Raw genomic sequence first — 20,878 nt, 5'->3', positions numbered from 1 at the left:
GGCCCTGGACCCACTTTCGTTTGGCGCACGCGAGATAACGACGCTGGAGCATTTTAGCCTAACAACAAACGGGTGCAGGCCTCAGGCCTGCCGGCCGGAGGCTCACTTCCTGCTCAATTATCCCGCAGCGACAGGAACCAGCGGTTGCGCAGCGCGGTCACCCACGTCACCGGGTTCAGGCTGGTGGTGCCATCCAGGCTGAAGGTGGTGAATTCGGCGCGGCCAACGATATTCTCGATCGGCAGCAGGCCCAGCCCGCCCACTTCGGCGGGAAAGCGGCTATCTTCGCTATTGTCGCGATTGTCGCCCATCAGGAACACATGGCCTTCCGGCACGATCACCGCTTCGGTGTTGTCCTGCGGCAGATTGGCAAGATCATGCACCGTATAGGTGCGGCCGCCGGGCAGGGTTTCGCGATAGGTCGGCAGGTGGCATTCGGCGATGCCATCGGGCGTGATCACCCGATATTGCGCGTCGATCATGGTGGCGCAGTCGCTGTTGGGCGTCACCTTCATCACCGAATCGGCCAGTTTCACCTTTGGCACGGCCACGCCGTTCAGCCACAATTGGCCATCCTTCATCTGCACCGTGTCACCGGGCAGGCCGATCACCCGCTTGATCCAGTCGTCCTGGGCGATGGGGGATTTCAGCACGACGATATCGCCGCGTTCCGGCAGGCTGCCAAACAACCGGCCATCCATCTTGGGCAGGATGTTCAGCGACGGCGACAGATAGCTGTAGCCATAAGGATATTTCGACACGATCAGCCGGTCACCCACCAGCAGGCCGGGCAGCATCGATCCGGAGGGGATGTAGAACGGCTTGGCCACCGCCGTGTGGACGCCGAGCACGGCCAGTGCCAGCAGGAACAACTGCCAGGCTTCTTCCACCCAGTTGATCTTTTTCTTGGTCGCCACAGCTTCGCTCATTCCACACTCACGGTAATCAGCACGATGGCCTGCGCCCAAGGATGGTCGTCAGTCATCGTTAGATGAATCGCCGCCTTATGCCCGCTGGGCGTGATTTGTGCCAGTCTTGCCAATGCGCCGCCGGAAAGCTGCAGCGTCGGCTGGCCGCTGGGCAGATTGACCACCCCCATGTCGCGCCAGAACACGCCCTGGCGAAAGCCGGTGCCCAGCGCCTTGGCGCAGGCTTCCTTGGCGGCAAAACGCTTGGCGAAAGTCGCAGCGCGGGTCAGTTCGCGGCGGTTGGCCTTTGCCTGTTCGATCTCGGTGAAGATGCGGTTGATGAAGCGGTCACCGAAACGATCGATGCTGTTGGCGATCCGATCGATGTTGCACAGATCAGAACCAAGCCCCACCAAGGCCAGGCCGGACGGCACCATGATGCCGCTCATGCGCGCGCATCATCCATCAGGCCGCGCATGCGGCGGATGGCGGCATCCAGGCCGACGAACACCGCTTCACCGATCAGGAAATGGCCGATGTTGAGTTCGGCGAATTGCGCCAGCGCGGCGACGGGCAAGACATTGTCGTAGGTAAGGCCATGGCCGGCGTGCATTTCCAGGCCCAGTTCCGCGCCGATTTCGGCGGTGCGGGTCAGCCGGGCCAGTTCAGTTTCGATCTGTTCCGGTGTCACGGCGTGGGCATAAGGCCCGGTGTGCAGTTCAACGACCGGAACGCCCAGCCGGGCCGAAGCCTCCAGCTGGCGCGCATCAGGCGCAATGAACAGCGACACGCGAATGCCGGCATCCTGCAGCCGCGCCACGATGGGTTGCAGCGTGTTGTGCTGGCCGGCGGCATCCAGCCCGCCTTCGGTGGTGCGTTCGGCGCGGCGCTCCGGCACGATGCAGGCGGCGTGGGGCTTGTGCGCGAGCGCGATGGCCAGCATTTCATTGGTCGCCGCCATTTCAAGGTTGATCGGCAGCGAGATTGCACCGGAAAGTCGGATCAGATCGTCATCGGTGATGTGGCGGCGATCCTCGCGCAGATGGATGGTGATGCCATCGGCACCGGCAGCCGCCGCCACTTCGGCCGCCCGCAGCGGGCAGGGGTGCAGGCCGCCGCGCGCGTTGCGGATGGTGGCGACATGATCGATGTTAACGCCCAGTCTCAAGTGGTTGGGGCGCAGGTGAGCAGTCATTTTTCAGGCCCCTTGCAGGCAGCGGCGCTGAGCAGATTATAGCCCAGCCCGACCCCCTGCCACAGTTCACCAAATTCGATGTCGTCGCGGTTGGTCATGGCGATCAGCACGATGTTGCGGTCAGGCAGCATATAGTTGCGCACCTGCACGCCGCCAATGGCGCCGCGCCGCTCGATGATACGCTGGGCATTGTTGCAGCCGCTCAGCTTGACCTCGAAAGACCATTGGCCAAGTGCGGCAAAGCCATATTGCGGCCGGCCTTCCCACATCTTGGCGCGGGCAGTGGCCGGCAGCAATTTGCCGTTTATCAGCGCCTGATCAAAGCGCCACAGATCGCGGATGCTGCCGGTGATGGCGCCGGCAGCACCATAAGTCGCCAGGTTCACCGGCGCTTCGCCCAGCCCGGCCACGTGCGGCCCGGCAATGCGTACCGATGTCATGCCCAGCGGCTTGGTGATGCGTTCGGCCAGCAATTGCGCGTAGGGCTTGCGGTTCACCGCCTCCAATATGCGGCCGGCGATGATGTAATCGCAATTGTCGTAGTTGAAGCTTGCCCCCGGCTGATCGCGCACGGCGCCGGCGCACACGGCATCGGGCAGCACGGTTGCACCCGGGCGGAAGGCCGCCGCATCGCCGGCATTGCTGTCGGGCAGGCCAGACGTGTGGCCCAGCACCATGCCCACCGTGATGCGTTTGCCGGTCGGACCCTTGAAATCGGGCAGATACCGAGTGATCGGCGCATCCAGATCAAGCCGGCCGGCGGCGACATCCTGCATCGCCATGGTGGCGGTGATCTGCTTGGTCACCGATGCCCAGCGCCAATTGTCGCCGGGCAGAAAATCGCTGGGATTGCGGGCACGGACCACGCGCTGCGGCAGCTTGGTGCCAAAACCCTTTTCCAGGCTGACCTTGCCACCTTCGGCCAACAGCACCATGCCGGCAAAACCACCGAAATCGGCGATTTCAGCAACCCTGCCGGCGGGTTCTGGTCCATAGAAAGCCGCGATCATGGCGATCAGCGGGATCACGCGGCGTTGGCGACGGAAATGAATGCACCGATATGCCGCAATCGATCAATGAAGGCGAGTTCACCCACCTCCTGCCGTACAGCTGCTGCCATCTGCGGCAGTGCGTCTAGAAATGCGACGCGTGCGGCATTGATGACCCCCGGCGTGGGCAGCTCATAATCGAGATGTGGTGCCAGCGAATCGCGAACAGCAGCAATTATACGAACGGGATCGTTATTGTGATTCATGATATCCACACCAGCCAAATCCGACGCAAACGCTTGATAACGATATCGGTCGCGGTCGAGAATGATAACGATATGATCGCGCAAAGCTTTGCGACCCAAGTGCTTCATGCCAAGAGCCAGTCCAAGTTCAAGGGGCATATTGAAGCGCGGCAGGCCGTCGTCACCCGGTTCGATGCGCGAGATATCGTGGATACTGAATCGACTTTGTTCGATTTGACTGAGGATTTTCTGCAGTCGCAATTGGCCTGCGTCTGCCCTCATCAGTCCGGTCCTGACGCTCAACCGGCAATAGATTACCGCAAAAACGATGGCATCAAGCAAAGGCTCGTAGTCTGCATCGAATGGGCAGTTGATAAAGACGCCATCCAAACGGATATCGGCGATGCGTCGGGTCAATCGCCCTTCTCGCCAACAGAACGCAAGTGCAACTGAGTCAAGGCGGCGCTGGCCGCCAGCCGCTCAGCTTTGGTCGGTCGAATACCAATCACCCGACCGGTCTTGACCAGAACAACTCGGCCCTTGCTGTCAATGAGCCGCCCGCGAACCTTTCCGGTTGCATCGAGATAAGTTTCGAACCGACCATCAGAGGCATAGCTTTTTTGCATTATGAAACATTATCCTGCTTGGGTGTCCAAGGAAAGCCCAATTGAGATCATGCCGCGCGGCTGCCGGGCTTGATCGCCGGCAGTGCCTCAAGCGCGGGCGGCAGCGCGTCGGGCTGATAGCTCGGCACGTCGAGCCGGATCAGCGGCGTGAACGGCACGCCCAGATCGGCCTTGCCGTTCGATCGGTCCACCAGCGCGGCAGCATGGATCACCGCGCCGCCGGCCGCATTGATGGCAGCAATGGCTTCGCGGCTGGACAGCCCGGTGGTAACCACATCTTCCATCAGCAGCACCTGCTGCCCCGGTTCCAGCCGGAACCCGCGGCGCAGTTCAAAGCTGCCGGTCGGCCGTTCGACGAACATCGAATCAACACCCAGCGCGCGCGCCAGTTCGTATCCGCAGATCAGGCCGCCCATCGCCGGCGCGATCACGGCGGTGATGCGGGCCTTCACCTCGGCGGGGATCTTTGCCGCGAGCGCCTGCGCCAATCGTTCGGCGCGGGCCGGGCTCATCAGCACGCGGGCGCATTGCAGATAACGCGGGGAACGCAGGCCCGATGACAGGATGAAATGGCCTTCCAGCAGAGCTTCGGCAGCGCGGAATTCAGCCAATACGTCGTCGTCGGTCATCTTCGCATCTCCAGTCGGCCCTGCCCTGCCTTGCATGCCTTGCACGCCTTGGCAGTGGCCGCCGGGCAGCGCAAGCGGCCTTACAACCGCACCCTGTCGGCCGAAACGACCGCCTGCACCTGGCGCAGGGCTGCCAGGATGGTGGCGAGATGGCCAACGCTTTCCACTTCGATATCAACGATATCGGTGTGGAATTCGCGGTCACGATGCTTTAGCGCCAAGCCGACGATATTGGCATTGTGGGCCGCGATACTGGCCGCCAGGCTGGCCAGCGCGCCGGGCTGGTTGTGCACCACCACTGCGATGCGGGCCGCAGCGCCCGCGGTTTCGGCGCCCCATTTCACTTCCAGCCACTCGCCGCTTTCATCGGCCAGATGGTTGCAATCGATCACATGCACCGAAATCGGCCCGTCGGGTTCGCGCACGCCCACGATGCGATCGCCGGGCACTGGCCGGCAATGGTCGCACAACAGAAAACCGACGCCCGGTGTCAGCCCCTCGATGGAAATGCTCACCGCTGTCTTGGATTTGGCATTGCGAGGCCGGCTGGGGCGCGACGCGGCACCGGGCGCCAGCGCTTCGGCAACCTGATCGTCGGAAAGCCGGTTTTCCGCCATCGCCAGGTGCAGCGCAGCGCGATCATGCAGCTTCAGTCGGCCCAATGCAGGCCCCATGATCTCGTCGTTCAGGGTCAGTTTCAGCCGGCCCGCCACCGCGTCGAGCAGCTTGGCCCCCATCGCCAGCAATTCCTCGCGGCGCTTGTGGCGCACATGGCGGCGGATGGCGGCGCGGGCCTTGGCGCTGGCTACAAACGCCTCCCATGCCGGATCGGGCGATTTCACCTTGCCCTTCAGTATCTCGACCTGATCGCCGTTCACCAGCCGGGTGCGCAGCGGCACGGCGCGCCCGTTGACCTTGGCACCCACGCAGCTGTCGCCCAGGTTGCTGTGCACGGCATAGGCAAAATCCACCGGGGTGGAACCGCCCGGCAATTGGTAAAGTTCACCCTTGGGCGTGAACACGAACACCTGATCCTGGAACATCGCCAGCCGGGCGTTTTCCAACAGTTCCTCAGGGCTGGCGGCATCCTGCAGCACATCCAGCAGGTCGTCGATCCACGGATAGGCCTCGCGCGCCGGGGCACCATCATTGCCCAATTTATAGGCCCAGTGCGCGGCCACCCCAAATTCGGCTTCCTCGTGCATCAGCTTGGTGCGGATCTGCACTTCGATGCGCGCCGCCTCGCCGCCCAGCAGTACCGAGCTGTGCAACGACCGATAGCCATTGGACTTGGGCGTGGAGATGAAATCCTTGAACCGGCCAGGCACCATCGGCCAGCGGCCATGCACAATGCCCAGCGCCCGATAACAGTCGCTCTCGTCATCCAGGATCACCCGGAACGCCATCACGTCTGAAAGCTGTTCAAAGCTCATCTGCCGCGCCGCCATCTTGCGCCAGATGGAATAGGGGCGCTTTTCGCGGCCCGTAACGGAGGCAGCGATGCCCTTGGATTGCAGCAGGTTGACCAGCGCGCTGGTGACGCGGTGGACATTGGCGCCCGTGGTATCGCGCAGCCGCGCCATGCGCTGGCTGATCATCTGGCTGGCTTCCGGTTCCAGATGGCTGAAGGCCAGCTCCTGCATCTCCTCCATGAAGCCATACATGCCGATGCGCTCTGCCAGCGGGGCATAGATGTCCATCGTTTCACGGGCGATGCGGCGGCGTTTCTCTTCCTTGCCGATGTGGTGCAGCGTGCGCATGTTGTGCAGCCGGTCGGCCAGCTTGACCAGCAGCACGCGAATATCGGTGGACATCGCCAGCAGGAACTTGCGCAGATTTTCGGCCTGGCGCTCGCTTTCCGTCTGGGTTTCGATCTTCGACAATTTGGTGACGCCGTCGACCAGCCGGGCCACATCAGCCCCGAACAGCCGCTCGATCTGTTCCTGCGTTGCCACCGTGTCCTCGATGGTGTCGTGCAGGATGGCCGTCGCGATGGTCTTGTCGTCCAGCTTCAGGTCGGTGAGGATGCCGGCAACCTCGACCGGGTGGCTGAAATACGGGTCACCACTGGCGCGCAGCTGGCTGCCATGGGCCTTCACTGAAAACACGTAGGCACGGTTGAGGAGGTCCTCATCCGCGTCTGGATCATAGGCCTTGACCCGTTCCACCAATTCATACTGGCGCAGCATAGCCGACTATCTTGGGGGGGATTGGGGGTTTAGTCGAGTGCTGAATGGCAGGATCTGGCGCTTGTGGGCGCGGCCGGCGGCGGAGCCGCCGAGTCCGCTGGGGGGTGTGAAGGAAGGAAGCGAAGAGAAAGAGCGTGGCGGAGCCACGCCGTCAGACGACACGAAAAAGGGCGGCTGGAGAGCCGCCCTTTTTTGTCGCTGGCCGGAATTCGCCGAGTCTCAAAATAGCTACGCTATTTTGTGCCGGCTTATTCGTAATCCCCACCCATGTTCTGGTTCCGCGGCGGCTGCGCAGCCGTGATCCGCAACGCTTCCGCCGACGCCGACAGCGAACCGATCACATCGGGCGTGTCATCATCTTCGGCCTGCACGCGTTGCATGCCCTGAACCATGGTTTCCTTCAGTTCGGCCGGATGAACCGTTTCTTCAGCGATCTCGCGCAGCGCCACAACCGGGTTCTTGTCGCGGTCCCGGTCGATGGTCAGTTCCGAACCCGACGAGATGTTGCGGGCGCGATGAGCGGCCAGCAGCACCAGGTCAAACCGGTTGGGGACCTTGTCAACGCAATCTTCAACAGTGACGCGTGCCATGAAGTGGCTCCGGCAAATGGTGGGATGGGAAAGGCGGTCCTGTGACGATTCGGTGGCGCAAAGTCAAGGAAATTGCCCCGTCTCCTTGGGTGAGCGGCTTGACTCTGGCGGCCTGCCCCCCTAACGCACCCGCTTCGCATTGGCCCCGCACCCCGGTGAAGCGGTGGCCCACCCTGACAATAGGTCATGGTGGCGAGACCGGGTAGGCCTGCCAATCCCGGCGGGCCGTTGATAGCAAGGTGCAATATGTCCAAGCGTTCAAACGCCAAGTACAAGCTCGATCGCCGCATGGGCGAGAATATCTGGGGTCGTCCCAAGAGCCCGGTCAACAAGCGTGAATATGGCCCCGGCCAGCACGGCCAGCGCCGCAAGGGCAAGGTCAGCGATTTCGGCATTCAGCTGCGCGCCAAGCAGAAGCTGAAGGGCTATTACGGCGACGTCACCGAAAAGCAGTTCCGCAAGGTTTATGCCGAAGCGGTGCGCATGAAGGGCGATACCTCGCAAAACCTGATCGGCCTGCTCGAACAGCGCCTAGATATGGTGATCTATCGCGCCAAGTGGGCCCCGACCGTGTTCGCCGCCCGCCAGATCGTCAACCATGGCCACATCTGGCTGAACGGCGTGCGCTGCAACATCGGTTCGGCCCGCGTGAAGCCGGGCGACGTGCTTGAGCTGGGCCCGAAAGCCCGCGAAATGGCGCTGATCCTGGAAGCCCAGAGCCTGTCCGAGCGTGATGTGCCGGAATTTGTGTCGGTCGATGGCAACAAGGCCACCTACATCCGCGTGCCGACCTTGGACGAAGTGCCGTATCCGGTGAAGATGGAACCGAACTTGGTCGTGGAATTCTACAGCCGTTAATGCGGCGCGTGGAAAACGCATAGCGTTGTCCACCGACTCGAATCGGATCGGCCAGCGAACGAAAAGGGCGGCTTTCAAGCCGCCCTTTTTTGATTCGTCTGACGGCGTGGCTCCGCCGCGCTCTTCCTGTTTCCTTATTTTGGCGAACTAGCGGACTCGGCGGCTTTGCCGTCGGCCGCGCCCGCTCAATACCCAGTCGGCGCCACCGTGCGCCCGAGGAATTTCAGCCGCGTGATCCACGTGTGCACTTCCAGCCCCGGCGTGCCGTGGGTGGCGCCGGGATAGACCATCAGATCAAACGGCGTCTTGGTCCGTTGCAGCGCGGTCATCAGCGCGGTCGAGTTTTCAAACACCACATTGTCATCGGCCATGCCGTGGATCAGCAGCAGCGGATCTTTGATCTTGCCGGCATCGCCCAGCACGCCGGAGCGCTGATACGGCCCCGCATCCACCGCCGGATTGCCCAAATAGCGTTCGGTATAGGCGGTGTCATACAGCTCCCAGCGCGTGACCGGCGCGCCGGCGATCCCGGCAGCAAACGCGCCCGGCGCGGCTTCCAGCAGTTTCAGCACCATGTAACCACCATAAGACCAGCCATTGACGGCAACCTTGCCAGACCATGGCTGGGCCTTGATCCACGCCAGCGCCTGCAACTGGTCCTGCACTTCGACGCCGCCCATGGCGCGGTCGATCGGTGCTTCAAACGCCATGCCGCGGTTGTAGGTGCCGCGATTGTCGAGCTGGAACACGGCCCAGCCCTTCGACACCAGATATTGTTCGATCGGCGCCGTGAACTTGGCGCTGACATCGTGCGCGTGCGGCCCGCCATAAACCTGCAGCAGCACCGGGAAGGGGCCGGGTCCGGCGGGTTTCAACAGCCGCCAGTCCATCGATTGGCCATCGGCGGCGGTGAGCGTGCCGAACTGCGGCACCGCGTGGGCTGCCAGATAGGGGGCATAGGGGTGGGCCGCGTCGAGGCGGTTTTCCTCCACCCACGCCAGCCGCTTGCCCTGGCCATCGCCCAGCCATATCTGCGCCGGCTGGCTGGGGGTGGCGCTGGTGACGATCAGGCGCTGGCCAGCGTCATCCATCACGGCTTCGTGCCAGCCGGCGCGAGCGGTCAGCCGCATCGGTTTGGCGCCGGCCTTGCGGAAATCCAGCGCATAGACATGCTTTTCCAGCGTGGAATCGGCAAAACCGGTAAACCACAGCCGGCCGCGCTTTTCATCAACGCCGGTCAGTTCGTCCACCACCCAGCGACCGCTGGTGAGCTGTGTCGCGCTGCCGCCGGCCAGTCGATAGAGGTGGCGATAGCCGCCGCGCTCACTGGCCCACAGGATGCTGCCGTCCTGCAAGGGGCGGAAACTGTCGTGCAGGTTGATCCAGCTTCTGGCGGTTTCGCTGGCCAGCACACGCGATGCGCCGGTGGCCGGATCGACGGCGAGAATGTCCAACTGCTTCTGGGCACGGGTCAGGCGCTGCACATACAGCGTGCGGCCATCCACGGCCCAGGCGACGCGGGCGACATAGATGTCGGCCGAGGGGCCAAGATCGACCTTGGTCTTGCCCGATCCATCCGGATTCACCAGCCACAACGACACATCGGCATTGGCGGTGCCGGCAGCTGGATAGGCCTGGGTAAACAGGCGGGTGCCGTCGGCGCCGATGGCAGCGCGGGTGACCTGTTTCACCGGGCTTTCATCGACGCGCGCGACCGCGATGCGATTGTCGCCCGGCGCCCACCAATGGCCTTCAAATCGGTCCAGCTCTTCCTGGGCGATGAATTCGGCGACGCCCCAGCTGACCTTTGGCGTGTTTTCCCCGGCCACCTCCCGCGCTGCTCCGCCGCTGAGCGCCTGCACAAACAAATGGCCGTCGCGCACGAAGCTGGCAAATCCGCCCTTGGGGCTCAGCTGCGCGTCAGTCTCCGTCTCCGGCGTTTGCGTCAGCCGCGAAACGCTGCCATCCAGCCCGGCGACCCACAGATCACCTTCCACCGGCACCAGTAGGCGTTTCGCATCGGGCGCCCAGGCATAATCGGTGATGCCCTTCACACCGGCGATGCGCTTTCGCTCGCGGTTCATGCGTTCGGCTTCGGATAGTGCGGCGCCCGAAGACAGCTTCTCCGAATCGACCAGCATGCGGCTGGCGCCTGTGGCGGTGTCCACCGCCCACAGATCAAAGCGGTCCTTGTCGCTGGCCCGGCTTTTCAGCAGCGTTGCCAGCCGGCCATCGGGGGAAAGTTTCAGCACACGCGGCCGCGACCCCGTCAGCGCGGGCGAGGCATAGACCCGCTCCAAGGTGAGCGGTTGGGCCGCCGTTTGGGCGAAAGCCGGCGCCGTGGCGAGCAGCAGGCCGGCCAGAGTGGCAATCTTCATCCCCATATTCCCCCTCGTGTGCAGCGTGATCGCTGCCGGAAACCGGCATTGGTCCAATGTGACAATGATGCTTCAATGCCGCACCCTTGCTCCTGCGCCAAGTGCCTGCTAGCAAGAACTTAGTAGCGGTTTTTCCGTTGCACTTTCCCGCGACTGTTCGCGCTGCCGCCGCATCTGCTGGCCGGTGTTTCGCGAATGGGCCGGGGAAATGGCGGTTACAGCCTTGCGCTCTGCAAGTGCAGCCGACCGCCCTTGATGACCAAAGGCCAAGCGGATGAACGGATTGATCGAACTGGCGAAAGGGCAGCGCTTCATGCGCCGTCTGGCCAGCGATCACGCCGCCGCGCCAACTGATTTCACCACACTTTCCCGCATCTGCCGGCGCCATCATTCCGATGGGGCCGGCCTGTTCAATTCGCGCCGCCCAGAAGCTGCCCGCCTGTCGGGTGCTGAGCCAGGGTCCGGTGCCACGGAGACCATCAATGTCAAATCGCATGCTCATCGACGCCCGCCACCCGGAAGAAACCCGGGTGGCCGTCATCAACGGCCAGCGCATCGAGGAATTTGATTTCGAAGCCGCCGACAAGCGGCAACTCAAGGGCAATATCTATCTGGCCAAGGTGACGCGGGTTGAACCGTCGTTGCAGGCGGCGTTCGTGGAATATGGCGGCAACAGACATGGGTTCCTGGCCTTTTCCGAAATCCACCCCGATTATTATCAGATCCCCAAGGAAGACCGCGACGCCCTGCTGCGCGAGGAAGCCGAACTGGCTGCCGAAGACCATGGCCATGACGGTGACGAAACCGATGGCGATGATGAAGTGCAGGAAACCGGCGGTCATCACGACGAGCCGTCGGACGCACTGCGCCGCAAGCGCATGGCCCTGCGCCGCCGTTACAAGATCCAGGAAGTCATCCGTCGCCGCCAGGTGATGCTGATCCAGGTGGTGAAGGAAGAACGCGGCTCCAAGGGCGCGGCGCTCACCACCTATCTGTCGCTGGCGGGCCGTTATTGCGTGCTGATGCCCAACACCGCCCACGGTGGCGGCATTTCCCGCAAGATTTCCAACCCGGCCGATCGCAAGCGCCTTAAGCAGGTGATGGCCGATCTGCACCTGCCGAACGGCATGGGCGCCATCGTGCGCACTGCCGGCCTGAAGCGCAGCGCCGTCGATATCCGCCGCGATTTCGATTATCTCACCCGCCTGTGGGACGAGATCCGCGAAAAGACCCTGGCCAGCCAGGCCCCGGCGCTGATCCACGAAGATAGCGGCCTGATCAAGCGCGCCATTCGCGACGTTTATAACCGCGAGATCGATCAGGTGCTGGTCGAAGGCCGCGGCGGTTTCGAAGCGGCGCATCGCTTCATGTCGATGCTGATGCCCAGCCACGCCGCCAAGGTGGTGGAATATGAAGGCACGGTACCGTTGTATCAGCGTTTCGGCGTCGAGGATCAGCTCGAAGCCATGTACCAGCCGGTGGTGCAGCTGAAATCCGGCGGCTATCTGGTCATCAATCCGACCGAAGCGCTGGTGTCCATCGACATCAACTCCGGGCGTTCCACCCGCGAATATGGCATCGAGGAAACGGCCACCAAGACCAACCTTGAAGCCGCCGAGGAAATCGGCCGCCAGTTGCGCCTGCGCGACATGGCCGGTCTGGTGGTGATCGATTTCATCGACATGGAAAATGGCTCCAACATCCGCAAGGTTGAAAAGGCCATGAAGGAGGCGCTGAAGAATGATCGCGCCCGGGTGCAGATCGGCCGCATCTCCAGCTTTGGCCTGATGGAAATGAGCCGGCAGCGCCTGCGCACCGGCATCCTCGAAGCCTCCACCCATGTCTGCCCGATGTGCGAAGGCACCGGCATGGTGCGTTCGGTGTCGTCGGCGGCGCTGGCTGCCCTGCGCGCGCTGGAAGCCGAAGCCCTGCGCGGACGCCACAGCGATTTGGCACTGCGCGCCAGCGAGGAAGTGGCGGTCTATCTGCTCAACCGCAAGCGCATCGAACTGGCCGAGCTGGAAGAACTGTACGGCGTGACCATCATCACCCGCCCGGATGATTCGCTGATCGGCCCCAATTTCGAGATTGATGCCGGCGGCCCGCCGCCATCGAAGAAAGTCGAAATGACCTCGCTGCCGGCGATCGTGAAGATCGTCGAGGAAAACGAAGTCGAGGACGCCGACGGCGATGACGACGACGAGAGCGAAGAGAGCCGCGAGGAGCGCGGTGAGGATGGCCGTCGTCGGGGCCGTGGCCGCCGCCGGGGTCGGGATGGCAGGGGCCGTGACGGTCGCAGCCGCGACAAGACAGATGTCGGCGACGAAGCTGGCGGCGACGAAGCTGGCGGCGACGACCGGGGCGATGGGCACGCTGATGACCGCAGCGAAGAGCGCGGTGATCAGAACCGCGATGATCGCGTTGGCGATGCCGACGTTGGGGAGGATGGCGCCGATGATGACGGCGAGGATGCCGGCAACGAGGCCAATGACAACACCGAGGGCGGCGAAAATGGCGGCCGTCGCAAGCGCCGCCGTCGCGGTCGTCGCGGTCGTCGTGGCGGTGCCGAACGTCCGGCTGGTGAGGCTGATGATGACGCCGTCGAAGCCGCGCCTGCCGCGCCGGAACCGGAAGCGGAAAACGCCGCGCCCGCCAAGCCCAGGCGCAGCCGTCGCAAGAAGGCCGATGATGCACCGGTGATCGAAGCCGTGGTCGAAGCGGTGCCAGAACCCGCTGCTGAACCGGCCGCCGAAGCCGCCAAGCCCAAGCGCAGCCGCCGCAAGAAGGCTGATGACGCACCGGTTGCAGAAGCCACACCGGAACCGGTGGTCGCAGCAGCGCCGGAGCCGGTGCCAGATTCGGTGGTCGCAGCCGCGCCAGAACCGGAAGCGGTCGCCGCCAAGCCCAAGCGCAGCCGCGCCAAGAAGGTCGAAGCCGCCGTGGCCGAACCAGAAGCAGCAAGCGATGCTGCTCCGGCCGCAGAGTCGGCGTCTGCCGAACCAGCCGCTCCGGCCCGCAAGGGCTGGTGGCAGCGCACCTTCGGCAACAACTGACAAACGCCGGGCGCGACGAAGCCGGGCGTGATGAAGCAAGCCTAGGCCGCGCCCAAGAAAGCCTTGCTCCCCCCTAGCCGCCTGATGCGGCAAAGGGGGCGCATGGATTTTCAGCCCCACTCCGCCCGCATCCTGCTGGTCGGCGCCGGCCCCGGCGCTGCTGATCTGCTCACCCTGCGCGCTGTCCGCGCGCTGGCCGCCGCCGATGTGGTGGTGCACGACGGGTTGGTGGGTGACGAGGTGATGGCGCTGATTCCGGCCCATGCCCGCCGCATTTCCGTGGCCAAGCGCCGCGCTCGCCACACGCTGGCGCAGGACGCCATCGGCGATCTGCTGGTGGCGGAAGCTCGCGCTGGCCACACGGTGGTGCGGCTGAAGGGCGGCGATCCATTCATCTTTGGCCGCGGCGGTGAGGAAGTGGATGCGGCGCTGGCCGCTGGCATCCCGGTGCAGGTGATCCCCGGCATTTCCGCCGCCAATGGCGCCGCCGCCTCCACGCTGATGCCGCTCACCCACCGCGATCATGCCTCCATGGTCAGCTTCGTTGCTGGCGAATGCCGCGGGCTGGCCGAACAGAATTGGGCCGGGCTGGCCGGCAAGGGCCGCACCCTGGTCATCTACATGGGCCTGGCCGGCGCGGCGCCGATTGCCGAGAAGCTGATGGCAGACGGCCTTGCCCCCGACACGCCGGTGGCCGTTGTCGAACGCGCCACCCAGGCCAATGAACGCCTCGTCACTTCGCTGCTCGCCGATCTGGCCGGGCTGGTGGAACGCGAAGCCATCGCGTCCCCTGCACTCATCATCGTTGGCGATGTTGCCGCCCTGCCGGCCGCGCGCGCCAAGCACAAGGAAACCGCATGCCTCGCATCCTGACTGGAAACCGCCTTGAAACCGGCGATGTGTTGTGGTGGACCGGCAGCGACTGGAGTGCGCTGATCCGCGATGCCGTCGCCATCGGCGATGACGGCGACGCGCTGGTGGCCAGCCTTGTTGCGGCTGAACGTATCAACGATCCGGTACTGATCGACGTCACCGGCACGCCGGGCAACTGGCTCCCCACCACCACCCGGGAACGCGTGCGCGCTTCTGGCCCCAGTGTCCGCGCCGATCTGGCGCGCGGCAGCCTTTCGACGGATGTCATCTGATGTATCGCTACGACCACTATGATCAGGCCATCGTTGATGCCCGCGTCGCTGAGTTCAAGGACCAGGTTGGCCGCCGCCTGCGCAATGAAATCACCGAGGATCAGTTCAAGCCGCTGCGGCTGATGAACGGCCTTTATCTGCAGCTGCACGCCTATATGCTGCGCGTTGCCATTCCGTATGGCACGCTGTCGGGCACGCAGATGCGGATGCTGGCGCATATCGCCCGCAAATACGACCGCGATTACGGCCATTTCACCACCCGCCAGAACATCCAGTACAACTGGATCAAGCTCGAGCAGTTTTCCGATCTGCTCGATGATCTGTCGAAGGTGGAAATGCATGCCTTCCAGACCAGCGGCAACTGCATCCGCAACATCAGTTCCGATCAGTTTGCCGGCGCCGCCGCCGACGAAGTCGATGATCCGCGGCCCTATGCCGAGCTGCTGCGCCAATGGTCGACACTGCATCCCGAATTCTCGTTCCTGCCGCGCAAGTTCAAGATCGCGGTGATCGCCAGCGACACTGATCGCGCCGCCATCCAGCTGCACGATATCGGCCTGCAATTGCGCCGGAATGATGCCGGTGAACTGGGCTTCCGCGTTTATGTTGGCGGCGGCATGGGGCGCACGCCGGTGATCGGCTCCGTGGTGCGCGACTGGATTCCGGTCGCGCAGTTCCTCAGCTATTCCGAAGCCATATTGCGCGTCTACAACCGCCATGGCCGGCGCGACAATATCTACAAGGCGCGCATCAAGATCCTGGTGAACGAACTTGGCGTCGCGGAATTCACTGCCCAAGTGGAGGCCGAATGGGCCGAACTGGCGCCGCTCGGGCTCGATGCACCGCAAGCCGAGTATGATCGGATCATCGCGCAATTCGCCCCGCCGGCCTTTGACCTGGCCGCACCCGACACGCTCGATCTGTCCGATCCGGATTTCGCCGTCTGGGTTGGCCAGAACGTCCACGCCCACAAGGCGCCGGGCTATGCCATCGCCACCATCAGCCTTAAGCCGAAGCGCGGCATTCCCGGCGATGCCTCGTCGGCGCAGATGGATGCGGTGGCCGATCTGGCCGAACGCTATGCCCACGATGAAATCCGCGTCACTCACAGCCAGAATCTGGTGCTGGCACACGTGAAAAAGGCCGATCTCTACGCGCTGTGGCAGGGCCTTGATGCGGTCGGGCTGGCGACGCCCAACCTCGATCTGGTCAGCGACATCATCGCCTGCCCGGGCATGGATTATTGCACGCTGGCCAACGCCCGTTCGATCCCGATCGCCCAAAAGATCGCGGCGAAGTTCGAGGATCTCGAAACCCAGCGCGACATTGGCGAATTGAAGATCAAGGTTTCAGGCTGCATCAACGGCTGCGGCCACCACCATGCCGGCCATATCGGCATCCTCGGCGTCGATAAGAAGGGCGAGGAAGCCTATCAGTTGCTGCTTGGCGGCTCCGGCGCTGAAGACACGACGCTGGCCAAGATCCTCGGCCCCGGTTTCGATGAAGACGGCATTGTGATCGCTGTCGAAAAACTGATCGGCTTCTATCGCGGCGCCCGCAGCGGGCCGCAGGAACGCTTCCTCGACACCTATCGCCGTCTTGGCCCCGCCCCCTTCAAGGAAGCCGTTTATGGTTGATCATCAGGACCAGCAGGCCGTTGCCGGCGCTGCCTCCCCGCCGCTTGACGACGCCCCCGCCCGGCTGCGCTTCCGCACCGATGCGCCGTTTGAAAGCCCGATTGCACCGCTGGCCGATTTCCTCGCAGGCGGCAATTTCGCGGCAGTGCGTGTCGATCCGGGCGAGGATGTGCGGGCCCTGCTGCCGCATCTCGAACGGCTGAAGCTGGTGGAAATCGCCTTCCCCAAATTTCGCGATGGCCGCGGCTATTCCTCGGCACGCATCCTGCGCGAAGCGGGCTTTGCCGGCGAGATTCGCGCCGCTGGCGATGTGCTGGTCGATCAATTGGGCTTCATGCGCCGCGTTGGTTTCGACAGTTTCGCGCCCGATCGCCCACTCGATCCGGCTGTCGTGGCCGCCACGCTGGCGCGCTTTCCGCATGCCTACATGAAGGCCGCCGACGGGTTGGCGCCGGTGTGGGCGTTGCGGCATCCGGCCAGCGCATGATCGAACCGGCGCGCCAGGTCGATCTGATCGACACCGCGCCGGCCTTCACGGCGGATCAGGTGGCAGCGCTGAACGCGCGTTTCGCCGGCCGGCCAACGGCGGAGATGCTGGCCGAACTGCTGACCGGCGAACTCAAGGGCCGCATCGCGGTCGTTTCCTCGTTCGGGGCGGAATCGGCGGTGCTGCTCGATCTGGTTGCCGCCGCCGATCGCAGCGTGCCGCTGATCTTTGTCAACACCCAGAAGATGTTTGGCGAAACGCTGGCCTATCGCGACAGCCTGGCCGAACAACTTGGCTTCACCGATCTGCGCGTCTACCGGCCCGACCCCTATGAAATCGCGGCCCAAGACGACAAATCCCTGCGCTGGGCCTATGATCCCGATGGCTGCTGCGATCTGCGCAAGGTCGAACCGCTGCGCCGCGCACTGGCCGGGTTCGATGCGTGGATTTCCGGCCGCAAGGGCTTCCAGGCCGGCCGCGCCAGCCTGCCCCGCTTCGAGCTTGATGAGGGCCGCCTGAAGATCAACCCGCTCGCCGATTGGGACAAGGCCGCCCTCGACGCGCATTTCACCACCCGCGAACTCCCCCGCCACCCCCTCGAAGCCGCCGGCTACCCCTCCATCGGCTGCCAGCCCTGCACCAGCCAAGTCCAACCCGGCGAAGACCCCCGCGCCGGCCGCTGGCGCCACTGGGACAAGACCGAATGCGGCATCCACAATCAGCCGGTGTTTTAGGTTCATCCCGGTAAAGCAGTGATCCCGCAGTCAGTCAGCCAATCGGCAATGGCGTCATATTCGCCAGGTGGTCGCGTGGCATCGGCGGAGTCGCCCCGCGGCACGTAAATTACCATCCCCTGCCGGGCGCGCGTGAGCAGCACACGATAGGCGTTGCGCACATATTCAGCGCGTCCGATGCCACTCTGCGTGGCGCTGATCTGCTGCCAGTTGGTGCCCCTGAACTGGCGCGCCTGCCAGCCACCGTCTTTGCGGCGATAATTGAGGTCCCACGCCACCCCCGCCCAATCGAGCTCGAGCCCCTGCACGTCGAATTCGGTCGCCGCATCTTCCAGCGCGTTGGAGGATCGCACATCGTCGTTGCCGTTCAGGAACCAATGGCAGACATCAACCGGCGCCTTGACGTGCAGGCCCTCGGGCTTGAGCCGCAGCGCGTTGGAACTGGCAAGCAGGCCGGCCCGTTCTCCAGCCCGGCGTTGGGTGCGCAACCATTGCCGTGCTGCCGTCAGATCGCGGGTGTAGCAAACTGGAAACTGATCAAGGCCGCTGAGCAGGGCATTGGCAGCGCCCGCATCTTCGGCCAGCAGCGCCGCGACGAACGCCGACACGCCTTCGGCGCGAAACGAGCGCACCGACACGGCGAGGTGCAGCCCCGCATCGACGACTGCGCCACGGTGCGCTAGGTGCCAACGCATTGCCCCGTCGATGGTGCCGCCCTCGGCCATCAGGTGCGGCGGCAGGAAGACCTGCCAGTGGGGCAGCCCGGCCTGCAGCGCGTTCAGCCATTCGGCAACGCCGGCTTCTCCGCGGTTGATTTCCTGCCCTTCGCCAATCAGGCAAACCACGACACACCAATCCGGACGCCGGTCCATGACCGACAGCAGGAAGCCGGGTTCGGACTGGTCAAATCCAGGCTGGCCCTTCTTGCGCCGCATGAAATCGCTGGTCATGGCGCGATCCCAGGCGCGTTGGGCCTCGTCGAAAATCACCACATGCTCGGTCGGCACGCGATCCGGCGCCAGATACTCGTCGCGGAAATGGTGGACGTTCTGGATGAAGGCATCGGGCTCGCGCGCTTGCAGCATGCGGGCTTCAGGCAGATCGGGCAGGGCGCGTTTGCGTTTGCCGTCGCGGCGTAGCGCCTCCTGCAGCACCTTCACCAGCGGACCGTTGCCAGACAGGAACACGGCATGCTCTTCCGGGTGGTCGGGATGGCGCTGGCAGGCGAGGTTGAGGCCGGCGAGCGTCTTGCCGGCGCCGGGCACGCCAGTGACGAAGCAGATGGCCTTGCCGCCCTGCGTTCGCATCCGCGCCACCACTGCCGCAATGGCGTTGGCGGTGCGCGACAGATTTTCGGCACCGGCTTCGGAGCGGGAAATGGCGGCGACGTCGTGGCCGGCATAGAGCGCTTCGGCTGCTTCGATGATGCTGGGTGTGGGGCGATAGGCGCCCTCTGCCCAAGGGGCGGCGTCGATCGCGGGCCCGTCGCCGCTGGCGAGCAGACGGCGGATGCTCGGCAGCACATCGTCGGGGCTCAGGCAGAGCGGACTGTGCACCTGGTCTTCCGCCCAGAAGCCAAAGCCGAGTTGCTGCGGCAGCGCTCCTGTAGCGATCAGGACCGGGATGATCGCCTTGTCGTGGCTAGTGACGTGGAAGTTCTTGAGATCGAGGGCATAGCCATGTGCCTGTTCGACGGCGTGACGCGGAAAGGTGCGTTCGCCGACTTTATATTCCAGCACGATGATCAGCGGGCCGGCGACAATGACGGCATCGGCGCGGCGACCCATGCGCGGAATGGCAAACTCCATGAAGAAATGTGCGTCAGGGAGTGCAGCAGCAATTTGCTGCAGATGGGTGATGGTGAACTTCCAGGCACTGATTTGTGCCAGTTCAGGCGGAAATTGGGTTGCCTCGGTAAGATGGCCTAAGGTCGATTGAGTCCCAGTTTTTGCCATAACTTCCGAGGGAGCATCGAACCAGGCACGTTTCATTCACTCAGGCTGCCAGGCTCATCCCATTCCCGCAACGAAAAAGGGCGGCCCATGTGGGGCCGCCCTCTTGTCACTCAGGATGGAAGCTCACGCCGCCTTGGGGGCCGATTCGCGCACGCCGGCGTCCACATGGGCTTCGAACTGGGCGAAGTTGGCGATGAACATGCCGACCAGTTTCTGGGCCTGCGCGTCGTAGGCGGCCTTGTCCGTCCAGGTTTCGCGTGGGTTGAGGATGGTGGGTTCGACGCCGGGGACGGAGACGGGGACGGCGAAGCCGAAATTGTCATCCGTGCGGAACTCGGCAGTTTTCAGGCTGCCATCCAGCGCGGCGTTGAGCAGGGCGCGTGTTACCTTGATCGGCATGCGGGTGCCGGTGCCGCCGGTGCCGGCGCCGCCCCCGGTCCAGCCGGTGTTGACCAGCCACACATCGACACCGCCCTTGGCGATGCGCTCCTTCAGAAGATTGCCATAAACCGACGGATGGCGCGGCATGAACGGTGCGCCAAAGCAGGTGGAGAAGGTGGCATCAGGCTCGGTCACGCCGATTTCGGTGCCGGCGACGCGGGCCGTATAGCCCGACAGGAAGTGATACATGGCCTGATCCGGCGTCAGTTTCGAGATCGGCGGCAGGATGCCGAATGCGTCGGCGGTCAGCATGATGATGTTGCGCGGCACCGGGCCCATGTTGTCGGCCGAGGCGTTGGGGATGAAATCGATCGGATAGGAACCGCGGCTGTTTTCCGCCAGCCGGTTGTCATCAAGGTCGATCACCCGGGTGACGGGATCGATCACGACATTTTCCAACACCGTGCCGAACCGGCGGGTGGTGGCGTAAATCTCCGGCTCGGCCTCGGCGGAAAGCCGGATCATCTTGGCATAGCAGCCGCCTTCAAAATTGAAGACCGCCGTATCCGACCAGCCATGTTCATCATCGCCGATCAGCGTGCGGCTGGCATCGGCGGAAAGCGTGGTCTTGCCGGTGCCGGACAGGCCGAAGAACACGGCGGTATCGCCACATGCGCCGATGTTGGCCGAGCAGTGCATCGGCATGACGCCCTGCAAGGGCAGCAGGTAATTGAGGATGGAGAAAACGCTCTTTTTCATTTCGCCGGCATAAGCGGTGCCGCCGATCAGGATGGTCTTGTGTTCGAAATCCACCGCCACGATGGTTTCGCTGCGGCAGCCGTGGCGGGCCGGATCAGCCTTGAAGCTGGGCAGATCGAT

Annotated in this window: 19 protein-coding genes; 7 read left to right on the top strand and 12 right to left on the bottom strand. The window is 63.8% G+C overall.

Going from position 1 to position 20,878, the window contains the following annotated elements; genetic code table 11:
- Positions 1–113 precede the first annotated feature (113 nt).
- From lepB to rpoZ, 9 genes are all read right to left on the bottom strand, one after another.
- Positions 114–929 (bottom strand): signal peptidase I, encoded by an 816-nt coding sequence (lepB, locus tag RMO81_RS14090; RefSeq protein WP_310476532.1) that lies wholly within the window; start codon positions 927–929, stop codon positions 114–116.
- The gene (gene acpS / locus RMO81_RS14085) at positions 926–1,357 is read right to left on the bottom strand and encodes a holo-ACP synthase (protein WP_310476530.1); all 432 of its coding nucleotides are present in this window, start codon (positions 1,355–1,357) and stop codon (positions 926–928) included. The genes lepB and acpS overlap by 4 nt, the downstream gene beginning before the upstream one ends.
- Positions 1,354–2,103: a pyridoxine 5'-phosphate synthase gene (locus RMO81_RS14080; RefSeq protein WP_310476529.1), complete on the bottom strand. Its 750-nt coding sequence runs from the start codon at positions 2,101–2,103 to the stop codon at positions 1,354–1,356. Before RMO81_RS14080 ends, acpS begins: the two co-directional genes overlap by 4 nt.
- Positions 2,100–3,131, bottom strand: coding sequence for a serine hydrolase domain-containing protein (locus tag RMO81_RS14075; RefSeq protein ID WP_310476528.1), 1,032 nt, complete (start codon positions 3,129–3,131; stop codon positions 2,100–2,102). Before RMO81_RS14075 ends, RMO81_RS14080 begins: the two co-directional genes overlap by 4 nt.
- Entirely contained in the window at positions 3,128–3,754 is a 627-nt protein-coding gene (locus RMO81_RS14070) for a hypothetical protein (protein ID WP_310476527.1), read from the bottom strand. Before RMO81_RS14070 ends, RMO81_RS14075 begins: the two co-directional genes overlap by 4 nt.
- On the bottom strand, positions 3,751–3,963 hold the full coding sequence (locus tag RMO81_RS14065) for a hypothetical protein (protein WP_310476526.1): 213 nt from the start codon (positions 3,961–3,963) through the stop codon (positions 3,751–3,753). Before RMO81_RS14065 ends, RMO81_RS14070 begins: the two co-directional genes overlap by 4 nt.
- A gap of 47 nt (positions 3,964–4,010) precedes the next feature.
- A complete protein-coding gene (pyrE, locus tag RMO81_RS14060) occupies positions 4,011–4,592 on the bottom strand; it encodes an orotate phosphoribosyltransferase (RefSeq protein ID WP_310476525.1) in 582 nt (193 codons plus the stop codon).
- An 80-nt stretch (positions 4,593–4,672) separates the two neighbouring features.
- On the bottom strand, positions 4,673–6,781 hold the full coding sequence (locus RMO81_RS14055; RefSeq protein ID WP_310476524.1) for a bifunctional (p)ppGpp synthetase/guanosine-3',5'-bis(diphosphate) 3'-pyrophosphohydrolase: 2,109 nt from the start codon (positions 6,779–6,781) through the stop codon (positions 4,673–4,675).
- Positions 6,782–7,029: 248 nt separating this feature from the next.
- Positions 7,030–7,371, bottom strand: coding sequence for a DNA-directed RNA polymerase subunit omega (rpoZ, locus tag RMO81_RS14050; protein WP_310476523.1), 342 nt, complete (start codon positions 7,369–7,371; stop codon positions 7,030–7,032).
- Between the two features lie 246 nt (positions 7,372–7,617).
- Here rpoZ and rpsD point away from each other — a divergent pair, with 246 nt between their 5' ends.
- The gene (gene rpsD / locus RMO81_RS14045) at positions 7,618–8,229 is read left to right on the top strand and encodes a 30S ribosomal protein S4 (RefSeq protein ID WP_310476522.1); all 612 of its coding nucleotides are present in this window, start codon (positions 7,618–7,620) and stop codon (positions 8,227–8,229) included.
- Between the two features lie 185 nt (positions 8,230–8,414).
- Here the strand turns inward: rpsD and RMO81_RS14040 are convergent, their stop codons facing one another.
- Complete coding sequence (locus RMO81_RS14040; RefSeq protein WP_310476521.1) at positions 8,415–10,607, bottom strand: DPP IV N-terminal domain-containing protein; 2,193 nt, start codon at positions 10,605–10,607, stop codon at positions 8,415–8,417.
- A gap of 482 nt (positions 10,608–11,089) precedes the next feature.
- On the opposite strand from RMO81_RS14040, the gene RMO81_RS14035 reads away from it, so the two are divergent.
- From RMO81_RS14035 to RMO81_RS14010, 6 genes are all read left to right on the top strand, one after another.
- Complete coding sequence (locus RMO81_RS14035) at positions 11,090–13,660, top strand: ribonuclease E/G (protein WP_310476520.1); 2,571 nt, start codon at positions 11,090–11,092, stop codon at positions 13,658–13,660.
- 102 nt (positions 13,661–13,762) lie between these two features.
- On the top strand, positions 13,763–14,533 hold the full coding sequence (gene cobA, locus RMO81_RS14030; RefSeq protein WP_310476519.1) for a uroporphyrinogen-III C-methyltransferase: 771 nt from the start codon (positions 13,763–13,765) through the stop codon (positions 14,531–14,533).
- A complete protein-coding gene (locus RMO81_RS14025; RefSeq protein ID WP_310476518.1) occupies positions 14,518–14,805 on the top strand; it encodes a DUF2849 domain-containing protein in 288 nt (95 codons plus the stop codon). Before cobA ends, RMO81_RS14025 begins: the two co-directional genes overlap by 16 nt.
- Positions 14,805–16,442 carry a nitrite/sulfite reductase gene (locus RMO81_RS14020; protein WP_310476517.1) on the top strand — a complete coding sequence of 546 codons (1,638 nt, stop codon included), beginning with the start codon at positions 14,805–14,807 and terminating at the stop codon, positions 16,440–16,442. Before RMO81_RS14025 ends, RMO81_RS14020 begins: the two co-directional genes overlap by 1 nt.
- Positions 16,435–16,929, top strand: a complete 495-nt coding sequence (locus RMO81_RS14015) for a DUF934 domain-containing protein (protein ID WP_310476516.1) — start codon at positions 16,435–16,437, stop codon at positions 16,927–16,929. The genes RMO81_RS14020 and RMO81_RS14015 overlap by 8 nt, the downstream gene beginning before the upstream one ends.
- The gene (locus RMO81_RS14010) at positions 16,926–17,663 is read left to right on the top strand and encodes a phosphoadenylyl-sulfate reductase (protein ID WP_310476515.1); all 738 of its coding nucleotides are present in this window, start codon (positions 16,926–16,928) and stop codon (positions 17,661–17,663) included. Before RMO81_RS14015 ends, RMO81_RS14010 begins: the two co-directional genes overlap by 4 nt.
- Positions 17,664–17,665: 2 nt before the next feature.
- Here the strand turns inward: RMO81_RS14010 and RMO81_RS14005 are convergent, their stop codons facing one another.
- The gene (locus tag RMO81_RS14005) at positions 17,666–19,471 is read right to left on the bottom strand and encodes a DUF2075 domain-containing protein (RefSeq protein ID WP_310476514.1); all 1,806 of its coding nucleotides are present in this window, start codon (positions 19,469–19,471) and stop codon (positions 17,666–17,668) included.
- Positions 19,472–19,741: 270 nt separating this feature from the next.
- Positions 19,742–20,878 (bottom strand): phosphoenolpyruvate carboxykinase (ATP) (locus RMO81_RS14000; protein WP_310476513.1); only part of this gene is annotated, 1,137 nt, incomplete at its 5' end.

The organism is Sandarakinorhabdus sp. (genome assembly GCF_031422795.1).
Classification (GTDB): domain Bacteria; phylum Pseudomonadota; class Alphaproteobacteria; order Sphingomonadales; family Sphingomonadaceae; genus Sandarakinorhabdus.
This window is presented reverse-complemented; position numbering and strand designations above follow the sequence as displayed.

Bases quoted from the DNA above. Each gene is read 5' to 3' on its own strand.
- lepB (WP_310476532.1), bottom strand. From the start codon at position 929: ATGAGCGAAGCTGTGGCGACCAAGAAAAAGATCAACTGGGTGGAAGAA.
- acpS (WP_310476530.1), bottom strand. From the start codon at position 1,357: ATGAGCGGCATCATGGTGCCGTCCGGCCTGGCCTTGGTGGGGCTTGGT.
- RMO81_RS14080 (WP_310476529.1), bottom strand. From the start codon at position 2,103: ATGACTGCTCACCTGCGCCCCAACCACTTGAGACTGGGCGTTAACATC.
- RMO81_RS14065 (WP_310476526.1), bottom strand. From the start codon at position 3,963: ATGCAAAAAAGCTATGCCTCTGATGGTCGGTTCGAAACTTATCTCGAT.
- pyrE (WP_310476525.1), bottom strand. From the start codon at position 4,592: ATGACCGACGACGACGTATTGGCTGAATTCCGCGCTGCCGAAGCTCTG.
- RMO81_RS14055 (WP_310476524.1), bottom strand. From the start codon at position 6,781: ATGCTGCGCCAGTATGAATTGGTGGAACGGGTCAAGGCCTATGATCCA.
- rpoZ (WP_310476523.1), bottom strand. From the start codon at position 7,371: ATGGCACGCGTCACTGTTGAAGATTGCGTTGACAAGGTCCCCAACCGG.
- rpsD (WP_310476522.1), top strand. From the start codon at position 7,618: ATGTCCAAGCGTTCAAACGCCAAGTACAAGCTCGATCGCCGCATGGGC.
- RMO81_RS14040 (WP_310476521.1), bottom strand. From the start codon at position 10,607: ATGAAGATTGCCACTCTGGCCGGCCTGCTGCTCGCCACGGCGCCGGCT.
- RMO81_RS14035 (WP_310476520.1), top strand. From the start codon at position 11,090: ATGTCAAATCGCATGCTCATCGACGCCCGCCACCCGGAAGAAACCCGG.
- cobA (WP_310476519.1), top strand. From the start codon at position 13,763: ATGGATTTTCAGCCCCACTCCGCCCGCATCCTGCTGGTCGGCGCCGGC.
- RMO81_RS14025 (WP_310476518.1), top strand. From the start codon at position 14,518: ATGCCTCGCATCCTGACTGGAAACCGCCTTGAAACCGGCGATGTGTTG.
- RMO81_RS14020 (WP_310476517.1), top strand. From the start codon at position 14,805: ATGTATCGCTACGACCACTATGATCAGGCCATCGTTGATGCCCGCGTC.
- RMO81_RS14015 (WP_310476516.1), top strand. From the start codon at position 16,435: ATGGTTGATCATCAGGACCAGCAGGCCGTTGCCGGCGCTGCCTCCCCG.
- RMO81_RS14010 (WP_310476515.1), top strand. From the start codon at position 16,926: ATGATCGAACCGGCGCGCCAGGTCGATCTGATCGACACCGCGCCGGCC.
- RMO81_RS14005 (WP_310476514.1), bottom strand. From the start codon at position 19,471: ATGGAGTTTGCCATTCCGCGCATGGGTCGCCGCGCCGATGCCGTCATT.